Genomic DNA, 16363 nt, shown 5'->3' with positions numbered 1-16363 from the left:
CCCATGAATACCGATCTCCTTACTCTTTTCGATGCCGATGAAACCAAGCTGCGCGGCATCGTCGCCGAGGCGCTTTCAGGCGCCGATGACGGCGAACTCTTCGTCGAGCATGTCCAGGCGGAATCGCTGACATTCGACAATGGACGGATGAAGGGCGGCAGCTTCAACACAGAACAGGGCTTCGGCCTGCGCGCCGTCGCCGGCGAGGCGGTCGGCTACGCCCATGCGGGCGATCTCTCCGAAGCTGCGCTGAAGCGGGCCGCCGATGCCGTGCGCGCCGTCACGGCGGGTTACGCCGGCTCCTATGCGGCCGCGCCGCAGCGCACCAACAAGGTGCTCTACAGCGACGAGAATCCGATCGGCGCGCCGACATTCGAGGATAAGGCGAAGCTGCTTCAGCAGATCGACAGCTACCTGCGCGACAAGGACGGCAAGGTGCGCCAGGTGACGGCATCCATCGCCGCAAGCTGGCAGGTGGTCGACATTCTGCGCGCCGACGGCCATCGCGTGCGCGATATCAGGCCGATGACCCGCATCAATATCTCCGTCGTCGTGGGTGACGGCGACCGGCAGGAGTCCGGTTCCTTCGGCACGGGCGGCCGCATCGGTTTCGGTGATTTCATCACGCAGGACAACTGGCGCCACGGCGCCGACGAGGCACTGCGCCAGGCACTCGTCAATCTGGAGGCGATCGATGCGCCTGCCGGCACGATGGATGTCGTGCTCGGATCCGGCTGGCCGGGTGTCATGCTGCATGAAGCCGTCGGTCACGGGCTGGAAGGAGATTTCAACCGCAAGAAAACATCGGCCTTTGCCGGACTGCTGGGTCAGATGGTCGCCGCACCGGGTGTCACCGTCGTCGACGACGGTACGATCGAAAGCCGCCGTGGCTCGATCACGGTAGACGACGAAGGCACGCCCTCGGCCTATAACGTGCTGATCGAGAACGGCAAGCTGGTCGGCTACATGCAGGATCGGCAGAACGCCCGCCTGATGGGCATGAAGGCGACGGGCAACGGTCGTCGGCAGGGCTATGCCCACACGCCGATGCCGCGCATGACCAACACCTATATGCTCGGCGGCGACAAGACGCCCGAAGAGATCATCGCATCGGTGAAGAAGGGCGTCTACGCCGTTTCCTTCGGCGGCGGCCAGGTGGATATCACATCAGGCAAGTTCGTCTTCGGCTGCACCGAGGCCTATCTGATCGAGAACGGCAAGGTCGGCGCGCCGATCAAGGGCGCCATGCTGATCGGCAACGGCCCCGACGCCATGAAGCGCGTCTCGATGATCGGCAACGACATGAAGCTCGATACCGGCATCGGCAATTGCGGCAAGGGCGGCCAATGGGTTCCCGTCGGCGTGGGCCAGCCACATCTGAGGATGGATCAGGTGACGGTGGGCGGCACGAAGGCCTAGAGCGGTAACGCGTTTCACGGAATCGCCTGACCGCTCTATGCTATTGTTTTTACGCAATTCCGGACGGAAAACCGCTACGCACTTTTCCTGGAATTGCTCTAGACCGCCCCTCACCCTCAATCCTCACGAGGGCGAAAGCACCACTTGCGCTCGACTGCGGCAGCGAGATCGAGGCCATTTCGATGCGCGAAAAGCAGGACATGGCCGAGCAGATCGGCCGTTTCATCCGCGAGCGCCGTCGCCAGCTGCTCGTCGCTCATGCCCCTGCGTCGCCCGCGGCCTGTCGTCTTATTCCAGATCTGCGTGAGCTCGCCCATCTCCTCCTGAAGTTTCAGGACGAACCAGTCGTCGTCGCGCTCAAGGCCATTGTCGGCGGCATAGGCCGCGGAGGCTGTTTCGAATTGCTGGATCAGTTCGGATAGCATCGATATCGTTCCCTTTATGTTCCAGACATCAATGAACGATTCCATCAAAAAAGTCGAGCCGGCGGATTTTTTGCCCTGCCGGCTCGACTTTTCGAACTATCGCTATGCTCAGCCCTTGTTCGGCAGCAGCATGCAATCGAAATCCTTGCGCTTCAGCGCAGCGCAGGCCGAGCTTGCATCGTCACGGGTGGAGAAGCCGACGAAGCGGGCGCGATAGACCGTGTTGCCGCCCTTGCCGAACGCCTCCGTATAGGGCGAGGCGTTGGCGAGGGCATTGCCAGTCCTAGACTTCGCCTCGGACAGAATATCCTTGGCGGCCTGTGCGCTTGGGGTGGCGGCGATCTGCACCTGCCAGCCGCCGGTCGCAGCGGGCTTGCCGGCACTCATGATTTCGTCCATCGCGACGGGACGATCCATCGGCACGGTGACGTTCGACGTGGCGGCATATGCCAGCGGAGCGACCGGAGCGACCTCCAGACGCTTGCGCGTCGTGGCGGTGGTCTGCGCGTCGATATCCACGGCGACGTCGTCGGACGCCGATGCCACTTCGACCTGCTTCGTCCTGATGTTGCCGATGCTGGCAACGAGCCGCGATGTCGAAACCGGGCTCGCCTTCGGCACGTTGCGATCGAGCAGCGACGCCATCAGTGCATCTCGGCTACGCGCAGTCGCGCCGCCCATGACGACGCCGATCACACGACGGTTGCCGTCACGCACGGCGCTGACGATGTTGAAGCCGGAGGCGTTGGTGTAGCCGGTCTTGATGCCGTCCATGCCCTCGTAACGATACATGAGGTTATTATGGCCGCGAACGTATCGGCCACGATAGTTGAAGCTTGCCTGCGAGAAGAGCCGGTATTCCTGGGGGTAGTTGTTGATGAGGGCGACGGCAAGCGTCGACATATCGCGGGCGGTCGTCACCTGCTGCATGTTCGGAAGGCCAGAAGCATTCATGAAAACGGTGCGGCGCATGCCGAGTTCGCGTGCCTTCTGCGTCATCAGCCGGGCAACGCCGCTTTCGCTGCCGCCAAGAGCTTCGCCCATCGCAGCAGCGGCGTCATTGGCTGACTTGATGATCATGCCGTCGACGGCTTCGCGGACGGTGACCGTGCCGCCGGGCTTCAAGCCGAGTTTGGTCGGGGGCTTGGACGCGGCGGCGCTCGATACGGGGATCCTGGTGTTCCAGCTCAGCTTGCCGCGATGGATCGCCTCGAAGGTCAGGTACAGCGTCATCATCTTGGTCAGCGATGCAGGATGGTTGAGATCATCGGCATTGCTCGATGCAAGGACCTTGCCGGTCTTCGCATCCATGATGAAATAGGCACTGCCGGCGAAGCTCGCCGCAGGAGCGCTCAACAGCAAGACGGCCGCCGACAGGGCCATCAAAAGTCTTTTCATAATTGTCCCCAACCGAATGAATGCCAACACACCGCATCAATCCCTGTATGATTTTGCGACAAAAAACCTGATATCGGTGCGATATTGAGGCAATAGCCTCGATAGTTCCTCAATTTTGTCTTTCCTGGTAAAATAACTGTTAACGCATTGGAAATATGGCAAAGATTCAGCAAGACTTAACGGAGGATGCGCTACAGCCTTGACATTCGTCAACCGGGTCAAGCCGCATGGAACCAGGCATCAAGGTCCGCCTCAAGCGCACGATGATCTCCGGCGGGCTGGAAGCCGCCGCAATTCTTAAAGGCGCAGGCCTGATGCGAGACGTTGCCGGCATGGGCGTCATATTCACCCTGCATCACGTTCGCCCCGCCCTCCCCCACCGCTTCGCCCCCAATGCACATCTCGAGGTTTCGCCCGATTTTCTCGACCGCACGATCGTCCGGTTGAAGCAGGATGGCTATGATTTCATTGCCCTCGATGCGCTGCCGGAGCGCGTGGCGAACGCTCATGACAAACCACCCTTCGTCGCCTTCACGCTCGACGACGGCAATCGCGACAATCTCGATCATGCCCTGCCGATCTTCGCCCGCCACGACACGCCGTTCACCGTTTTCGTTGCCCAGGGGCTTTCAGAGCGGACTCATAGCCTTTGGTGGGAAACGCTGGCTGAGCTGCTTGGTCGGCTGGATCGGCTGACCTTCGATTTCGGCGCCGGTGAGGAATTTCTGCCGCTCGGCAAGGAGAGCCAGCGATACGCCGCCTTTGCGCGCTTCGCTGCCTTCGTTCATGACAGCGACGAAAGCGAGGCCATCGCCCGGATCGATGACATTGCGCGAAAGAAGGGACTGGAGCCGCTCGACATCGTGAGCGCGTCGATCATGGACCGGACGGAGTTGAGGCATCTCGCCCATCATCCATTGGCTTCGCTCGGCGCGCATACCGTGAGCCACCGGGCGCTGGCCAGGCTGCCCGAAGCGGAGGCTGCGGTCGAAATGGCGCTCTCGGCCGACTATGTGGCCGATATTACGGGACGGCGGCCGATGGCGATCGCCTATCCCTATGGCACGGCCCAGGCAGTCTCGCCGCGCGAAGGCAGGCTTGCCGCGGAGCTCGGCTTCTCGGTCGGCGTCACGACACGCCCCGGAACGATTACAGCAAACGCCAATGCCCTCACGCTTTTGCCGAGACTATCCCTGAACGGTCATTACCAGAAGGCGCGCTATGCCGCGGCGCTCGCCTCCGGCATCCCCCTGCGGCTGATGGGTCGCCGGGAAACGGCGTAGGCCCGCCGGACAACGGCGTAGGCCTCACGGATACATCCGCACCTTTTGCCACGCGCCTTCAGGCACGTCGCGGCGAAATTCGATTCGATCGTGCAGGCGGAATTGGCGATCGTGCCAGAATTCGATCGACAGCGGCCGAATACGGAAGCCGGACCAATAGGGCGGGCGTGGAATGTCGCCTATGACATAACGGGCCGTATATTCCGCAACGGCCTTTTCCAGCGCAAACCGACTCTCCAGAGGGCGAGACTGTTTCGAAGCCCAGGCGCCGATGCGGCTGCCGCGCGCCCTCGTCTTGTAATACTCATCGGCCTCCTTGTCGCTCACCACTTCAACCAATCCGCGCAGGCGCACCTGCCGACGCAGCGATTTCCAGTGGAAACACATGGCTGCTTTCTTTTGGGAAAGAATTTCTTGACCTTTCTGGCTTTCGAAATTCGTATAGAATACGAATCCGTCGCTATCGAAACCCTTTAAAAGGACCATGCGGACATTTGGCAATCCATCCCCATCCACCGTTGCCAGGGCAACCGCATTCGGATCATTTGGCTCTGTGGTCTCTGCTTCGCGCAGCCAGGCCGCGAAAAGAGTGAAAGGCTCGTTCTGTTCGGTGAAGTCACCGCTTGTTAACTCGTTTTCCGACATATTAGTTCAAATGCTCCGCAATTCCTAAAAATCGCCAGCCTCTCAGGCAGGCCAAGATATCCGGGTGGAAGTCATAGCAAAGTCGACCGTTCATACAAAGCGCAAGCTTGCAAAAGGCGTGACGACGGCTGTCGCCCTTGTCTCCTTTTTCACCCTTGGCGGCTGCGTCGGCGGCGGCATGGACTATCTGAGCTCGGCCAAGGTCGACCGCAGCGTATCGACGGGCACGGTCCCGACTGCGCCGGTAACCACCGACAGCATCTCCGACGAAGCGACGGTGCGCAACGCCGTGACCTCTGCGGATCTTCACAAGCTTAACGGACAACCCATTCCTTGGGCGAATGCCTCCACCGGCAGCGCGGGCGTCATCGGCACGATCGTCGAGAGCAATGCCGCGGGTCTTGTCTGCCGCCAGTTTCGCACCACCCGCCATTCCTATGACGGCATCGCCAATTTCTCCGGCCGGACCTGCCTCATCGGTCAGGGCGAATGGCAGTTGCTGAGCTTTCAACAGGCCGGCTGACCGCCGCCCCTCCCTTTTTCCGGCTCGCGAAGAGACCTGGCGGAACAACGCGCTCCGCATGCAATCCCATATCTGGCAGCGATCGTTAGTAATTGGCTAACCATCCCCGAAGATGCAGGGCGCCACCCACTGTCCGGCGTAACGCCTGATTAGCAACTATTCCCGCAGGATCAGCTCGTACGCGCATCGACCTTGCCCCCTTCGGGGACGCGAGAAAACGAGGTGCGATCGTTGTGTTTTTGTTTCGGGGTGCCGCCGTGGGGCCAGGCACACCCATAAGACGGTGGCTACAGGAATGCGCGATCCTTACAAGATACTGGGCGTAAGAAGAGATGCCGAGGCGGGCGAAATCAAGGCAGCCTGGCGAAATCTCGCAAAGACCGCCCATCCCGATCACAATATGGGTGATCCGACGGCAACGGAGCGTTTCGCCGAAATCGGCCGCGCCTATGAAACGTTGAAGGATCCGCAAAAGCGCAGCCGCTACGATCAAGTCGCCCGTATGGCCGAAGCGAAGGGCCAGACCGCGGAGCAGACCATCATTCAACAGCGACAGGCTGCCCGTGAAGCCGCGGAGCGTGCCAGGGTTGCCCGCGCCAATGCCGAAAGGGTGATGGAGGAGCTTGCCCGCGCAAACGCCCGCAAGGCAGCGGCAGCCGCCGCTTCGGGACAACAGGCCGGCGCAGGCGAGGCGCCGGAAGATATGGTCGAGCGGATCTTCGGCGTGAAAGCCGGCCGCGCGCAGCAGGACCAGGCTGCATCCGAGATGAGCGCGCAACAGGCAGAGAAGCAGCGCGAGCCGAACGCGGCCGCGATGGAAGAACAGCGGGCGGAAGAGGAGCAGCTGGCAACGGGGACCGCCTCTGTCGGAGCGCGCTCTCCCTTCCGCATTCTCGGTTCCATCGTGCGTCGCTTCACGGGCAGCGTGCCGGACAAGCCCGAAAAGACCCCGGAGGTCGCGGCCGAAGCGACTGTAACGCTCGACGACATGCTGAAGGGGCGATGGATCACCGTTCCGCTATCCGATGGTCGCGAGGCGCGCTTTCAGGCGACGACGGATATCGGCAACGGCCAGGTGCTTCATCTGAAGGGACAGGGATTGAAGCTTCAGGGGATGCTGCGTGGCGATGTGGCGGTCACCGTCCATCTCTCCACCGACGCGCGTTTCACACTCGACGGCCATGACGTCCGCACGACGCTGCCGGTTACCATCGAAAATGCAGTGCTCGGTTGCGAGACGACAGTCGAAGGGTTGAGCGGGCCGGTCAAGCTCACGGTGCCTGCCTGGTCCGGTTCGGATCAGATTATCCGAGTCCACGGCGAGGGATTACCGGACGGAAACGGCGGAAATGGCGATCTCGTCGTGGAATTGCGACTGATGCTGTGGGAAAAACCGGATGATAAGATTACCGATTTGATGCGCAGCATGCGGGAAGGTCTTTTCCTGTGAAATTTTGGTGAAAACAGCACCCTTTGTTACGATCCCTAACAGTTGATGATCCTGACGATGCTTGAACAGGGGGACGGCCTATGCCATAGGCAGGATCATTCGAAAGTTCAAGGGAGCAGAATATGGCTCAAACCACTGGCCTCATGGCAGGCAAGCGCGGCGTCATCCTCGGCGTAGCAAACAACCGTTCGATAGCGTGGGGTATTGCCAAAGCCTGTTCGGAAGCCGGAGCCGAAATCGCATTGACATGGCAGGGCGATGCCTTGAAGAAGCGCGTCGAGCCGTTGGCTCAGGAGCTGGGCGCCTTCATGGCCGGCCATTGCGACGTTACCGAGCCCGCGACGATCGACGCCGTCATCGACGCGCTGGAAGCGAAATGGGGCAAGATCGATTTCGTCGTGCACGCCATCGCCTTCTCCGACAAGGATGAGCTGACCGGCCGTTACCTCGATACCAGCCGCGATAACTTCACGCGGACGATGGACATCTCCGTCTATTCCTTCACCGCCGTAGCCCAGCGCGCCGAGCGAATCATGAATGATGGCGGCTCGATGATCACCCTGACCTATTATGGTGCAGAGAAGGTCATGCCGCATTACAACGTCATGGGTGTCGCCAAGGCTGCTCTGGAAGCAAGCGTGCGCTATCTCGCCGTCGATCTCGGCGGCCGCGGCATTCGCGTCAACGCGATTTCGGCAGGCCCGATCAAGACGCTCGCTGCCTCCGGCATCGGTGATTTCCGCTATATTCTGAAGTGGAATGAATACAACGCGCCGCTGAAGCGGACTGTCACGATCGACGAAGTCGGCAACTCCGCTCTCTATCTCCTGTCCGACCTGTCGACAGCCGTTACCGGCGAAATCCATCACGTCGATTCCGGCTACCACACGATCGGCATGAAGTCCGTGGACGCGCCCGACATTTCCGTCCAGAAGGACTGATCAACAGGAAATCTGACCGTGCCGCCCATCCTCTATGTGATCCGACACGGTCAGACCGACTGGAATGCCGAGCGCCGCCTGCAGGGGCAGAAGGACATCGACCTCAACGCCATCGGCCGAGAACAGGCGCGGCAGAATGGCATCGACCTTCGCGAAATCCTCGCATTCGAAAACAAGCCGTTCGATTTCGTCGCAAGCCCGTTGCGGCGCACCCGCGAGACCATGGAGATCGCGCGGGAGGCCATGGGCCTGCCGCCTAAGGATTATGGCACCGACGAACGGCTGGTCGAGGTGTCCTTCGGCGCCTGGGAAGGCTTCACGCTTAGGGAATTGAAGGCTGCCGAACCCGAGCGCCTCGCTGAGCGCAAGGCCGGCAAATGGGATTTCATCCCGCCCGGCGAAGATGCGGAAAGCTATGAAATCCTTTCCTGGCGTGTCGGCTCCTGGCTGACCTCGGTCGAACGGCCAACCGTCTGCGTCACGCATGGCGGCGTCATCCGCACATTGTTCCGTCTGGTCGGCGATGTCGCAAAGGAAGAGGCGGCGGAAATTCCGATCCATCAGGATCAGATTCTGAAGGTCGATCCACAGATGAAGATCATCGGCTGGATCTGAGGCAGCCCCGGAAAAGTACGCGGCAGCTTTCTTCCGGACCGGGATAAAACAACACGTCAACACAGCCGGTGACACGGTTCACGAGCCGCCAGTTTGTCCGGCGGCATCAATATTTACTGAACGATGTCGAGATCGTTGACGACGCGTTTGCCGTCGACCTCAGTGTAGAAGACAACAACCTTCACGCCGGCCTTCAGACCGTTGAAATCGAAATCCTCCGGCACCTGATAGTTCTTGCCATCGTCCAGCGTAATGTTGAAATTCTTCGTATCGACCTTCTTGATCGTGGACTCGACGTCAGCGCTTTCGGCAAAGGCCGCGACGGGAGCAAGCAGGCTTGCCGTGGCCAAAAGCGTCGCTACAAAAAAGCGCATGGTCGTTACCCTTTATACGTCAATTCGATTTTGATTTGTTATGCAGCCTAAAAAACACTTCGAATATGGCGGAAGTTGCCCACAACGGTGACTTTGCTTGCCCAATTGATAAATGCATTGTCACAATCCACAGCACGGCTTAATCCTTGTTTACCATACCGAAGAGGCGATGACGGAGGGTGGAGACCGGCACTGCGCCATCGCGGAAAGAAAGATTTTGTCTTACCGGCTTTTTGTCCTATGAGTGTGCCGCAATCGCAAGAGACAAGACGCGGCCTGCCCGGCAGACCGCACCAATCCGGTCGTTTTTCATGTCGCACAATACATTCGGTCATCTTTTCCGCGTCACTACCTGGGGCGAAAGCCATGGGCCGGCGCTCGGCTGCATCGTCGACGGCTGCCCTCCCGGCCTTCGCTTCAGGCTCGAGGACATTCAGGTCTGGCTCGACAAGCGCAAGCCCGGCCAATCGCGCTTCGTGACGCAGCGGCGCGAGGACGATCTCGTCAAGGTGCTGTCCGGAGTGATGATGGACGAGGACGGCGAGACGATGATCTCGACGGGCACGCCGATTTCGATGCTGATAGAGAATACCGACCAGCGCTCGAAGGATTATGGCGAGATCGCGCGCCGCTATCGCCCTGGCCATGCCGATTATACCTATGACATCAAATATGGCATTCGCGACTATCGCGGCGGTGGCCGCTCGTCTGCCCGCGAGACGGCAGCGCGCGTTGCCGCGGGCGGCATCGCCCGCCTCGTCGTGCCCGGCGTCACAATCCGCGGCGCGCTGGTGCAGATCGGCAAGCACAAGATCAACCGTGCCAACTGGGATTGGGCGCAGGTGGACCAGAACCCGTTCTTCGCACCGGATCCTGCGATCGTGCCGGTATGGGAGGAATATCTCGACGGCATCCGCAAGGCCGGTTCCTCGGTGGGCGCCGTCGTGGAAGTCGTGGCCGAAGGTGTGCCGGCAGGCCTCGGCGCACCGATCTATGGCAAGCTCGACCAGGATATCGCCTCGCTGCTGATGTCGATCAATGCCGTCAAGGGCGTCGAGATCGGCGAAGGCTTCGCATCCGCCGAACTGACCGGCGAGGAAAACGCCGACGAAATGCGCATGGGCAACGACGGCAACCGCATCTTCCTGTCCAACCATGCCGGCGGCGTTCTGGGCGGCATTTCCACCGGCGAGCCGGTTGTCGCCCGCTTCGCCATCAAGCCGACGTCCTCGATCCTGACGGAACGCCAATCGATCGATGCTGATGGCAACAATGTCGACGTGCGCACCAAGGGGCGGCATGATCCATGCGTCGGCATTCGCGCCGTGCCGATCGGCGAGGCAATGGTTGCCTGCGCCGTTGCCGATCATTATCTGAGAGATCGCGGCCAGACGGGCCGGCAGAGATAGGGATTTCTTGATGCCTTACGACCAGAAGCGCGTTGTCGATGCCATCCGGGCTTTTGAAGCCGGCGAAATCGTCGTCGTCATGGATGACAACGACCGCGAGAACGAGGGCGACCTGATCGTTGCCGCGGTTCATTGCACGCCGGAAAAGATGGCTTTCATCGTTCGCCATACATCCGGCATCGTCTGTACGCCCATGCCGCGCGAGGAGGCCAAGCGCCTGAACCTCAATGCCATGGTGGCGGAAAACGATTCCGCCCATACGACCGCTTTCACTGTTTCCGTCGACTTCAAGCACGGCACGACAACGGGTATTTCCGCCGACGACCGGACGCTGACCGTGCGCAACCTCGCCAATCCGAATGTCGGCCCGACCGATTTCGTCCGCCCCGGCCATATTTTCCCGCTCGTCGCCCGCGAAGGCGGCGTGCTGATGCGCTCGGGCCACACGGAAGCCGCGGTCGATCTCTGCAAGCTCGCCGGCCTGCCGCCGATCGGCGTCATCAGCGAACTCGTCAATGACGACGGCACGGTGACGCGCGGCCCGCAGGTGGTCAGCTTCGCCGAACAGCACGAGCTGAAGATGGTCTCCGTCGCCGATCTCATCGCCTATCGCCAGCGCAAGGAAACGCTGATCGAGCTCGGCACCAGCTTCGATATCGACACGCCGTTCGGCAAGGCGCGCGCGCATACCTATTCGCTGCCCTGGGACACGATGCAGCATCTCGCCGTCGTCTTCGGAGACATCCGCGACGGCATCGACATTCCGGTGCGCCTGCATCCCGAGAGTGTTGCCGAGGATATTTTCGGCAAGCGCCGTCCCGTCGATTTCTACATGAAGAAGATCGCAGAAGAAGGCCGCGGCATCATCGTCTATCTGCGCGAAGGTTCCGTGGGCGTTGGCCATTTCGACAATGGCCGCAAAGCGCGACAGGCCGAGCGTGAAAGCCATGCCGAGGCGCAGGCGCGCGAAAGCGAATGGCTGGAAATCGGTCTAGGCGCGCAGATCCTCAAGGATCTCGGCGTCAGCTCCATCAAGCTGCTGACCAGCCGCGAACGGCACTATGTCGGCCTCGAAGGCTTCGGCATCAAGATCGCCAAGACGGAGATTTGCTGAGAGGTTGATCTCGCCCGCGAATGGGCGAGACAGCGCGATCGTTCCTGGCGAAGCCTGTACGAGGTCTATAGCCGTTGAAGCTGACCTATTGCGATGAAGGGTTGGAGCTAACGATTGCCGGGTTGCCGCCGATCTGGTTGCACGGTGGCATCATGATCGTTGCGTTCTTCATCACTTTTCCCCTGTGGAGCAGGTTTAGCGCAACGGGATTCATCGCCGCAGGCCTCGTGGCCGTAGGCATCATCCTTTCGATCCTGGCTCATGAGCTCGGCCATTCTCTTACGGCGCGGTATCTCGGTTTTACCCCAACGCTAATCCGCCTGCATGCAGGCGGTGGTCAAGCTATTTTGGAAACCGAGGGGAGCACCCATATTGAGCGGCGTTTGATTACGATCGCGGGGCCCATTATCAATCTCGTGCTCGGGCTCGTGCTTTTGTTGGCCTATCATACCGCTATCCAGAATTCCCTCAGTCCTGTTGCGCCAAGTCCAGAGGCACCTTGGTTTCGGCCCCCACCCACTGCCGTTCCACCGCTTTTCACAGCGTTGCTTTGGCTTGGCGTGTTAAATCTTGTTTGGTGTGGCGTGAATCTTTTGCCGGCATTTCCGCTTGACGGTGGGAATCTGCTGTATGAGGCACTCGAAGCGCGTTACGGCTCTTACCGCGCATTGTTTTGGACAGGATTGCTTGGGACAGCTTTCGCCATCGCTGCAAAGATCATTTTCATAATCGGCATTTTGACGGGGCTTGTGATCTGGTCACCGCCTTATCTCAAACCGAATTTGCAGGCACTACGAGCGTCGCGCCAACATCGACCAGCAACGTGAGCAAAAGCCGACCAACCGCACGCGGCACGCAGTTCTGACGGATAAAATCAGTCTCGCGGCCGCAGCGACGAGAAATCTCGATCGAGCAGGCCCATCATGATGTCATCGTGCCAACTGCCGTTGACATAGGCCGTCTCCCGCTCCCGTCCTTCGACAATAAAGCCGCACTTTTCATAGGCGCGGATGGCGCGTTTGTTGTAGGCGAGCACGCGTATTCCGATACGATGCAGCCCCATTTCACCAAAAGCATGGCGCAGCAGAACGGTGATCGCTTCGGTGCCGAAGCCTTTGCCTAGCAAGGCTGGATTGTTGATACCGATCGCCATCGTCGCGCGCCTGTCTTGGCGATTGACGTTGTCCAATCTGATTTCACCGGCGAAGACGCCATTGATTTCGATGATCCACGCATGGGGATGATCGATAAGCCATTGCAGCCACGCGGTCGCGCCTTCCTGGGTAATCGGCTTCACGTCGCCGCTGTTCACGCCGTACATCCCCGCTATCTCGGCATGATTGCCGAGAGCAACACGCACATCTGCATCATCAGCACATGGCGGGCGGAGCCTGATATTGCGGCCCTCAAGAATTGGTGCCAAGTATCCCTCCCTTTTCATAGGCCCCTCCACCTAACCCTCCCCCTGGGGGGAGGGTTAGGTGGAGTTATTTGCGCCCGCTGCCAGAGCTAACCAACTGTCAGCCCAACCAGCGCGTTCCGCGCGACCTCCCCCCTCAAGGGGGAGGTGGTTAGCCCCGCCAGCCCTCGAGAAAAACGACCTTCTCGACGCCGGTGAAACGGGCGACACGCTCCAGCTCCGCTTCCAACCTCTCAAGCCGGCCAGCAGAGGGTTTGACGCCCGGTTCCAGCCACAAGCGCTTGACGTCCAATGTACCCACCTTGCGGTCGGCCTTCATGTCGATGCGGCCGATGAGCCGGTCGCCCTCCAGCAGAGGGAAAACATAGTAGCCATATTCGCGCTTGGGCTCCGGTACGAAAATCTCGATGCGGTAGAAGAAACCGAAGAGGCGTTCGGTGCGGTTGCGGTCGCGCAGCACCGGGTCGAAGGGACTGAGCACGCGGATACGCGCCGGCGCTTCCGGATAACTGTCGAGCATGGCATGGAAGTCGGTGAACGCGAAGGAGGGGCGTGGCTTCCCGCCAATGGCCGGTTCGATCAGCATTTCCGTCAGTTCGTCGCGATGCGTCTCCACCCATGTCTTAGCTTCCTGCGGCGTCACCAGATCCCAGAAGGCAGCGATTTCGCCTGAGGTGGCAAAGCCCAGGCGCTGCAAAGCGCTGCGGCAAGCCCATTCGACGAATTCCTCATGATCGACCTCCGGTGTATGGACGTGATCCGGCAAGACGCGCTCGACCAGATCGTAGACCTTCTGGAAATTCGTGCGGCCGGCGATCGCGAATTTGCCGGTACGCCAGAAATATTCGAGCGCGGTCTTGTTCGGATGCCAATTCCACCAGCCGCCCGAGACATGGCCCTCCGCCTTGATCTCACGCGCCATGATGGCGCCGTTCTTCAGCACACGCTCGTAGGTCTCTTCAAAAGCAGACTCGAAACCCTCGCCGCGCCATTTGCGCCACCGCTCGACGAGCGCCAACTCCTCGCGGCGGAACCGGTGCTTCCAATAAACGAAGAAAGCGCTCGGCAGGATCGAGGCATCGTGCGTCCAGTGTTCGAACAGCGCACCGTCCTTTTCCAGCAGCTCGGTCAGATGTTCGCGTCGATAGGTCTGATTGCGCGAGAACAGGATCTGGTGATGCGCCCGCTCGACGGTACCAATACTGTCCACCTGCACGAAGCCGATATCGTGGATGAGCTGCAGCAACCCCGCCTTGGTCAAGGCGCGGTTCGGCGGATTGGCAAGCCCCTGCTTGGCAAGGAAGACGCGGCGGGCGTCGCGATTCGAAAGCAGATTCGTCATGGAGCGATCATAGGCATAAATTCCCATGCTTTCAAACAGCCCCTGATTTGATAAATCGCCGTAATGCGCTATAGGACCGCGACATCACCATGGGACAGGCAAGCCGCTTGGACATCCGCTTCGACAATGCCGGCGTCAACTTCGGCACACGGACCGCGCTCTACCCGCTGAACCTGACGCTTCAGGAGAAGCGCGTCGGGATCATCGGCCTCAACGGTTCCGGCAAGACGACCTTTGCGCGGCTGATCAACGGGCTCGCCAAGCCGACCACCGGCCGCGTCGTCGTCGACGGGCTCGATACGGCCAGCGATGCCGCCTCCGTGCTCGGAAAAGTCGGCTATATCTTTCAGTCGCCGCAGAACCAGATCATCCTGCCCATCGTGCGCGACGACATCGCCTTCGGGCTCAAGGCTCGCGGCTTGGACAAGGTGCAGATCGAGGCGGCGGTGGACGGCATTCTCGAGCGGTTCGGCGTCAGCCATCTCGGCGCGCGGCGCGCCCATGAACTTTCGGGCGGCGAGCTGCAGATGGCAGCTCTTTGCTCGGTGCTGGTCACCGGCCCCGATATCCTCATTCTCGACGAACCCACCAACCAGCTCGACTTGAAGAACAGGGCGCTGGTGCAGAGGACGATCGCAGCGTTGCCGGAAAACGTCATCATCATCAGCCACGACCTGCCGCTGGTCGAGGATTTCGACCGGGTGCTGCTGTTCGATCAGGGCCGCCTCGTTGTCGACGCACCGGCGGCGGAAGCCATCGCCCACTACAAGGAGATGGCGAGCTGATGCAAACGCTGCACGTGGACGCGGATACATGGATGCATCGGCTGACACCGCGCGTGAAACTCGTAACGCTTGCCGCGCTCGGCATTCTATTGTTCCTGGCGGATTCCACCGCGCTGCTCGAGCTCGCAAACCTCATCGGTGCCGGCCTCTATTTTCGCAGCGGCCTCTCGGTCGGCGAGGCATTGAGGCGGCTCCGTCCGATCCTCATCTCCATTGCCGTGCTTTCACTCTTGAACCTGCTCTTCAGTCCGTTTCACCTTGTCGTCGTGGTGGCGCTGCGGCTGACCGCGCTTGCGCTGTTTGCAGCCGCTGTAACGGCGACAACATCGATGGCCGCCTTCATCGATGAAATCACCGTTCTTGCGACGCCGCTTGAGAAGATGGGTTTGCTCAGGGCGGCCGATATCGGGCTCGCGGTCGGCCTCGTCCTGCGTTTCGTGCCTGAGATTCTCGACCGCTATCGCGCCATCCGCGAAGCGCACGAAGCGCGGGGAATCAAAATACGCTTGGCAACGACGCTTGTGCCGCTGATCATCCTCACGCTGCGCGACGCTGACAATATCGCGGCTGCGATTGACGCGCGCGGCATTCGGCGGCATTGAACATAGATCTTTTTCGGATGGAGCCGCCATGAATACCCGCGATCTTGTCCTCTCCGCACTCTTTGCCGCCATCATCGTGGCGCTCGGCCTGTTGCCGCCGATCCCGATCGGCATCATTCCCGTGCCGATCACCGCGCAGTCGCTTGGCGTGATGCTGGCGGGCGTGGTGCTCGGCGCCAGGCGCGGTACGATCGCGGTGCTGATCGTCGTCCTGCTGGTGATAATCGGCATGCCGGTGCTATCGGGCGGCCGCGGCGGTCTTGCCGTCTTCGCGGGCCCGACGGCCGGTTTCTTCATCGGCTGGATATTCGCCGCCTTCGTTACCGGCTATCTCTCGGAGCGGCTGGTGAAGCCGGAGCAGACCAGCCTCAACCAGGGCATCGGCTTCTTCATCGCCGCCGTCATCGGCGGCGTCGTGGTGCTCTATGCCTTCGGCATTGCCTGGCTGGCCATCAACATCGGCTTCACCAAAGCGTTCTTCGGCTCCCTGGGCTTTGTGCCGGGTGATCTCATCAAGGCAGTCGTCGCTGCCCTCGTCGGTCGCGCCGTCATGGCCGGCTATCCGCTTCTGCCGCAGCGGAGCTGAACTCGGCTCAGGGCGGAAAAAACGCAATCGGT

The 16363-nt window shown here is 60.6% G+C and carries 18 protein-coding genes; 12 read left to right on the top strand and 6 right to left on the bottom strand.

Annotation, left to right across the window (positions count from 1 at the left end; genetic code table 11):
* Positions 1 to 3 precede the first annotated feature (3 nt).
* Positions 4 to 1419: a metalloprotease TldD gene (gene tldD / locus FHT28_RS18965; protein ID WP_037198596.1), complete on the top strand. Its 1416-nt coding sequence runs from the start codon at positions 4 to 6 to the stop codon at positions 1417 to 1419.
* Positions 1420 to 1535: 116 nt separating this feature from the next.
* On the opposite strand, the gene FHT28_RS18960 is transcribed toward tldD, so the two are convergent.
* Both FHT28_RS18960 and FHT28_RS18955 read right to left on the bottom strand, forming a co-directional pair.
* Entirely contained in the window at positions 1536 to 1844 is a 309-nt protein-coding gene (locus FHT28_RS18960) for a pyrophosphatase (protein WP_047560760.1), read from the bottom strand.
* A 108-nt stretch (positions 1845 to 1952) separates the two neighbouring features.
* Positions 1953 to 3242, bottom strand: coding sequence for a D-alanyl-D-alanine carboxypeptidase (locus FHT28_RS18955; RefSeq protein ID WP_047560678.1), 1290 nt, complete (start codon positions 3240 to 3242; stop codon positions 1953 to 1955).
* Between the two features lie 227 nt (positions 3243 to 3469).
* Here FHT28_RS18955 and FHT28_RS18950 point away from each other — a divergent pair, with 227 nt between their 5' ends.
* Complete coding sequence (locus FHT28_RS18950) at positions 3470 to 4525, top strand: polysaccharide deacetylase family protein (RefSeq protein ID WP_168597041.1); 1056 nt, start codon at positions 3470 to 3472, stop codon at positions 4523 to 4525.
* Positions 4526 to 4549: 24 nt separating this feature from the next.
* Here the strand turns inward: FHT28_RS18950 and pdxH are convergent, their stop codons facing one another.
* Positions 4550 to 5170 (bottom strand): pyridoxamine 5'-phosphate oxidase, encoded by a 621-nt coding sequence (gene pdxH, locus FHT28_RS18945; RefSeq protein WP_037198592.1) that lies wholly within the window; start codon positions 5168 to 5170, stop codon positions 4550 to 4552.
* Between the two features lie 118 nt (positions 5171 to 5288).
* Here pdxH and FHT28_RS18940 point away from each other — a divergent pair, with 118 nt between their 5' ends.
* From FHT28_RS18940 to FHT28_RS18925, 4 genes are all read left to right on the top strand, one after another.
* Complete coding sequence (locus FHT28_RS18940; RefSeq protein ID WP_245297432.1) at positions 5289 to 5693, top strand: RT0821/Lpp0805 family surface protein; 405 nt, start codon at positions 5289 to 5291, stop codon at positions 5691 to 5693.
* 295 nt (positions 5694 to 5988) lie between these two features.
* The gene (locus tag FHT28_RS18935) at positions 5989 to 7143 is read left to right on the top strand and encodes a DnaJ domain-containing protein (RefSeq protein ID WP_168597040.1); all 1155 of its coding nucleotides are present in this window, start codon (positions 5989 to 5991) and stop codon (positions 7141 to 7143) included.
* Positions 7144 to 7265: 122 nt separating this feature from the next.
* Complete coding sequence (gene fabI, locus FHT28_RS18930) at positions 7266 to 8084, top strand: enoyl-ACP reductase FabI (RefSeq protein WP_037198586.1); 819 nt, start codon at positions 7266 to 7268, stop codon at positions 8082 to 8084.
* 18 nt (positions 8085 to 8102) lie between these two features.
* The gene (locus FHT28_RS18925) at positions 8103 to 8699 is read left to right on the top strand and encodes a histidine phosphatase family protein (protein ID WP_037198585.1); all 597 of its coding nucleotides are present in this window, start codon (positions 8103 to 8105) and stop codon (positions 8697 to 8699) included.
* Between the two features lie 113 nt (positions 8700 to 8812).
* Here FHT28_RS18925 and FHT28_RS18920 read toward each other — a convergent pair whose 3' ends face one another.
* Positions 8813 to 9073, bottom strand: coding sequence for a DUF1344 domain-containing protein (locus FHT28_RS18920; protein WP_037198584.1), 261 nt, complete (start codon positions 9071 to 9073; stop codon positions 8813 to 8815).
* 311 nt (positions 9074 to 9384) lie between these two features.
* Here FHT28_RS18920 and aroC point away from each other — a divergent pair, with 311 nt between their 5' ends.
* The 3 genes from aroC to FHT28_RS18905 all read left to right on the top strand — a co-directional run bounded on the left by aroC (position 9385) and on the right by FHT28_RS18905 (position 12423).
* Positions 9385 to 10482, top strand: coding sequence for a chorismate synthase (aroC, locus tag FHT28_RS18915; protein WP_168597039.1), 1098 nt, complete (start codon positions 9385 to 9387; stop codon positions 10480 to 10482).
* Positions 10483 to 10492: 10 nt separating this feature from the next.
* On the top strand, positions 10493 to 11596 hold the full coding sequence (gene ribB, locus FHT28_RS18910; RefSeq protein WP_037198581.1) for a 3,4-dihydroxy-2-butanone-4-phosphate synthase: 1104 nt from the start codon (positions 10493 to 10495) through the stop codon (positions 11594 to 11596).
* A 74-nt stretch (positions 11597 to 11670) separates the two neighbouring features.
* Positions 11671 to 12423: a site-2 protease family protein gene (locus FHT28_RS18905; protein ID WP_168597038.1), complete on the top strand. Its 753-nt coding sequence runs from the start codon at positions 11671 to 11673 to the stop codon at positions 12421 to 12423.
* 47 nt (positions 12424 to 12470) lie between these two features.
* Here the strand turns inward: FHT28_RS18905 and FHT28_RS18900 are convergent, their stop codons facing one another.
* Positions 12471 to 13037, bottom strand: a complete 567-nt coding sequence (locus FHT28_RS18900; RefSeq protein WP_168597037.1) for a GNAT family protein — start codon at positions 13035 to 13037, stop codon at positions 12471 to 12473.
* 130 nt (positions 13038 to 13167) lie between these two features.
* Positions 13168 to 14358 (bottom strand): winged helix-turn-helix domain-containing protein, encoded by a 1191-nt coding sequence (locus FHT28_RS18895; protein WP_047638923.1) that lies wholly within the window; start codon positions 14356 to 14358, stop codon positions 13168 to 13170.
* A gap of 107 nt (positions 14359 to 14465) precedes the next feature.
* Between FHT28_RS18895 and FHT28_RS18890 the strand changes: the two genes are divergently transcribed.
* From FHT28_RS18890 to FHT28_RS18880, 3 genes are read left to right on the top strand one after another with little or no spacing between them, the layout of a single operon-like run.
* The gene (locus FHT28_RS18890; RefSeq protein WP_047638924.1) at positions 14466 to 15143 is read left to right on the top strand and encodes an ABC transporter ATP-binding protein; all 678 of its coding nucleotides are present in this window, start codon (positions 14466 to 14468) and stop codon (positions 15141 to 15143) included.
* Positions 15143 to 15745 (top strand): energy-coupling factor transporter transmembrane protein EcfT, encoded by a 603-nt coding sequence (locus tag FHT28_RS18885; RefSeq protein WP_037198578.1) that lies wholly within the window; start codon positions 15143 to 15145, stop codon positions 15743 to 15745. Before FHT28_RS18890 ends, FHT28_RS18885 begins: the two co-directional genes overlap by 1 nt.
* A gap of 28 nt (positions 15746 to 15773) precedes the next feature.
* Positions 15774 to 16331, top strand: a complete 558-nt coding sequence (locus FHT28_RS18880; protein WP_037198577.1) for a biotin transporter BioY — start codon at positions 15774 to 15776, stop codon at positions 16329 to 16331.
* The last annotated feature ends 32 nt before the right edge of the window (positions 16332 to 16363 follow it).

The sequence above is a fragment of the Rhizobium sp. SG570 genome (assembly GCF_012275345.1).
In the GTDB taxonomy this organism is placed as follows: Bacteria; Pseudomonadota; Alphaproteobacteria; order Rhizobiales; family Rhizobiaceae; genus Rhizobium; species Rhizobium lusitanum.
This window is presented reverse-complemented; position numbering and strand designations above follow the sequence as displayed.

Coding starts and splice junctions, on each gene's coding strand:
- tldD (WP_037198596.1), top strand. CDS start 4: ATGAATACCGATCTCCTTACTCTTTTCGATGCCGATGAAACCAAGCTG.
- FHT28_RS18960 (WP_047560760.1), bottom strand. CDS start 1,844: ATGCTATCCGAACTGATCCAGCAATTCGAAACAGCCTCCGCGGCCTAT.
- FHT28_RS18955 (WP_047560678.1), bottom strand. CDS start 3,242: ATGAAAAGACTTTTGATGGCCCTGTCGGCGGCCGTCTTGCTGTTGAGC.
- FHT28_RS18950 (WP_168597041.1), top strand. CDS start 3,470: ATGGAACCAGGCATCAAGGTCCGCCTCAAGCGCACGATGATCTCCGGC.
- pdxH (WP_037198592.1), bottom strand. CDS start 5,170: ATGTCGGAAAACGAGTTAACAAGCGGTGACTTCACCGAACAGAACGAG.
- FHT28_RS18935 (WP_168597040.1), top strand. CDS start 5,989: ATGCGCGATCCTTACAAGATACTGGGCGTAAGAAGAGATGCCGAGGCG.
- fabI (WP_037198586.1), top strand. CDS start 7,266: ATGGCTCAAACCACTGGCCTCATGGCAGGCAAGCGCGGCGTCATCCTC.
- FHT28_RS18920 (WP_037198584.1), bottom strand. CDS start 9,073: ATGCGCTTTTTTGTAGCGACGCTTTTGGCCACGGCAAGCCTGCTTGCT.
- aroC (WP_168597039.1), top strand. CDS start 9,385: ATGTCGCACAATACATTCGGTCATCTTTTCCGCGTCACTACCTGGGGC.
- ribB (WP_037198581.1), top strand. CDS start 10,493: ATGCCTTACGACCAGAAGCGCGTTGTCGATGCCATCCGGGCTTTTGAA.
- FHT28_RS18900 (WP_168597037.1), bottom strand. CDS start 13,037: ATGAAAAGGGAGGGATACTTGGCACCAATTCTTGAGGGCCGCAATATC.
- FHT28_RS18895 (WP_047638923.1), bottom strand. CDS start 14,358: ATGACGAATCTGCTTTCGAATCGCGACGCCCGCCGCGTCTTCCTTGCC.
- FHT28_RS18885 (WP_037198578.1), top strand. CDS start 15,143: ATGCAAACGCTGCACGTGGACGCGGATACATGGATGCATCGGCTGACA.
- FHT28_RS18880 (WP_037198577.1), top strand. CDS start 15,774: ATGAATACCCGCGATCTTGTCCTCTCCGCACTCTTTGCCGCCATCATC.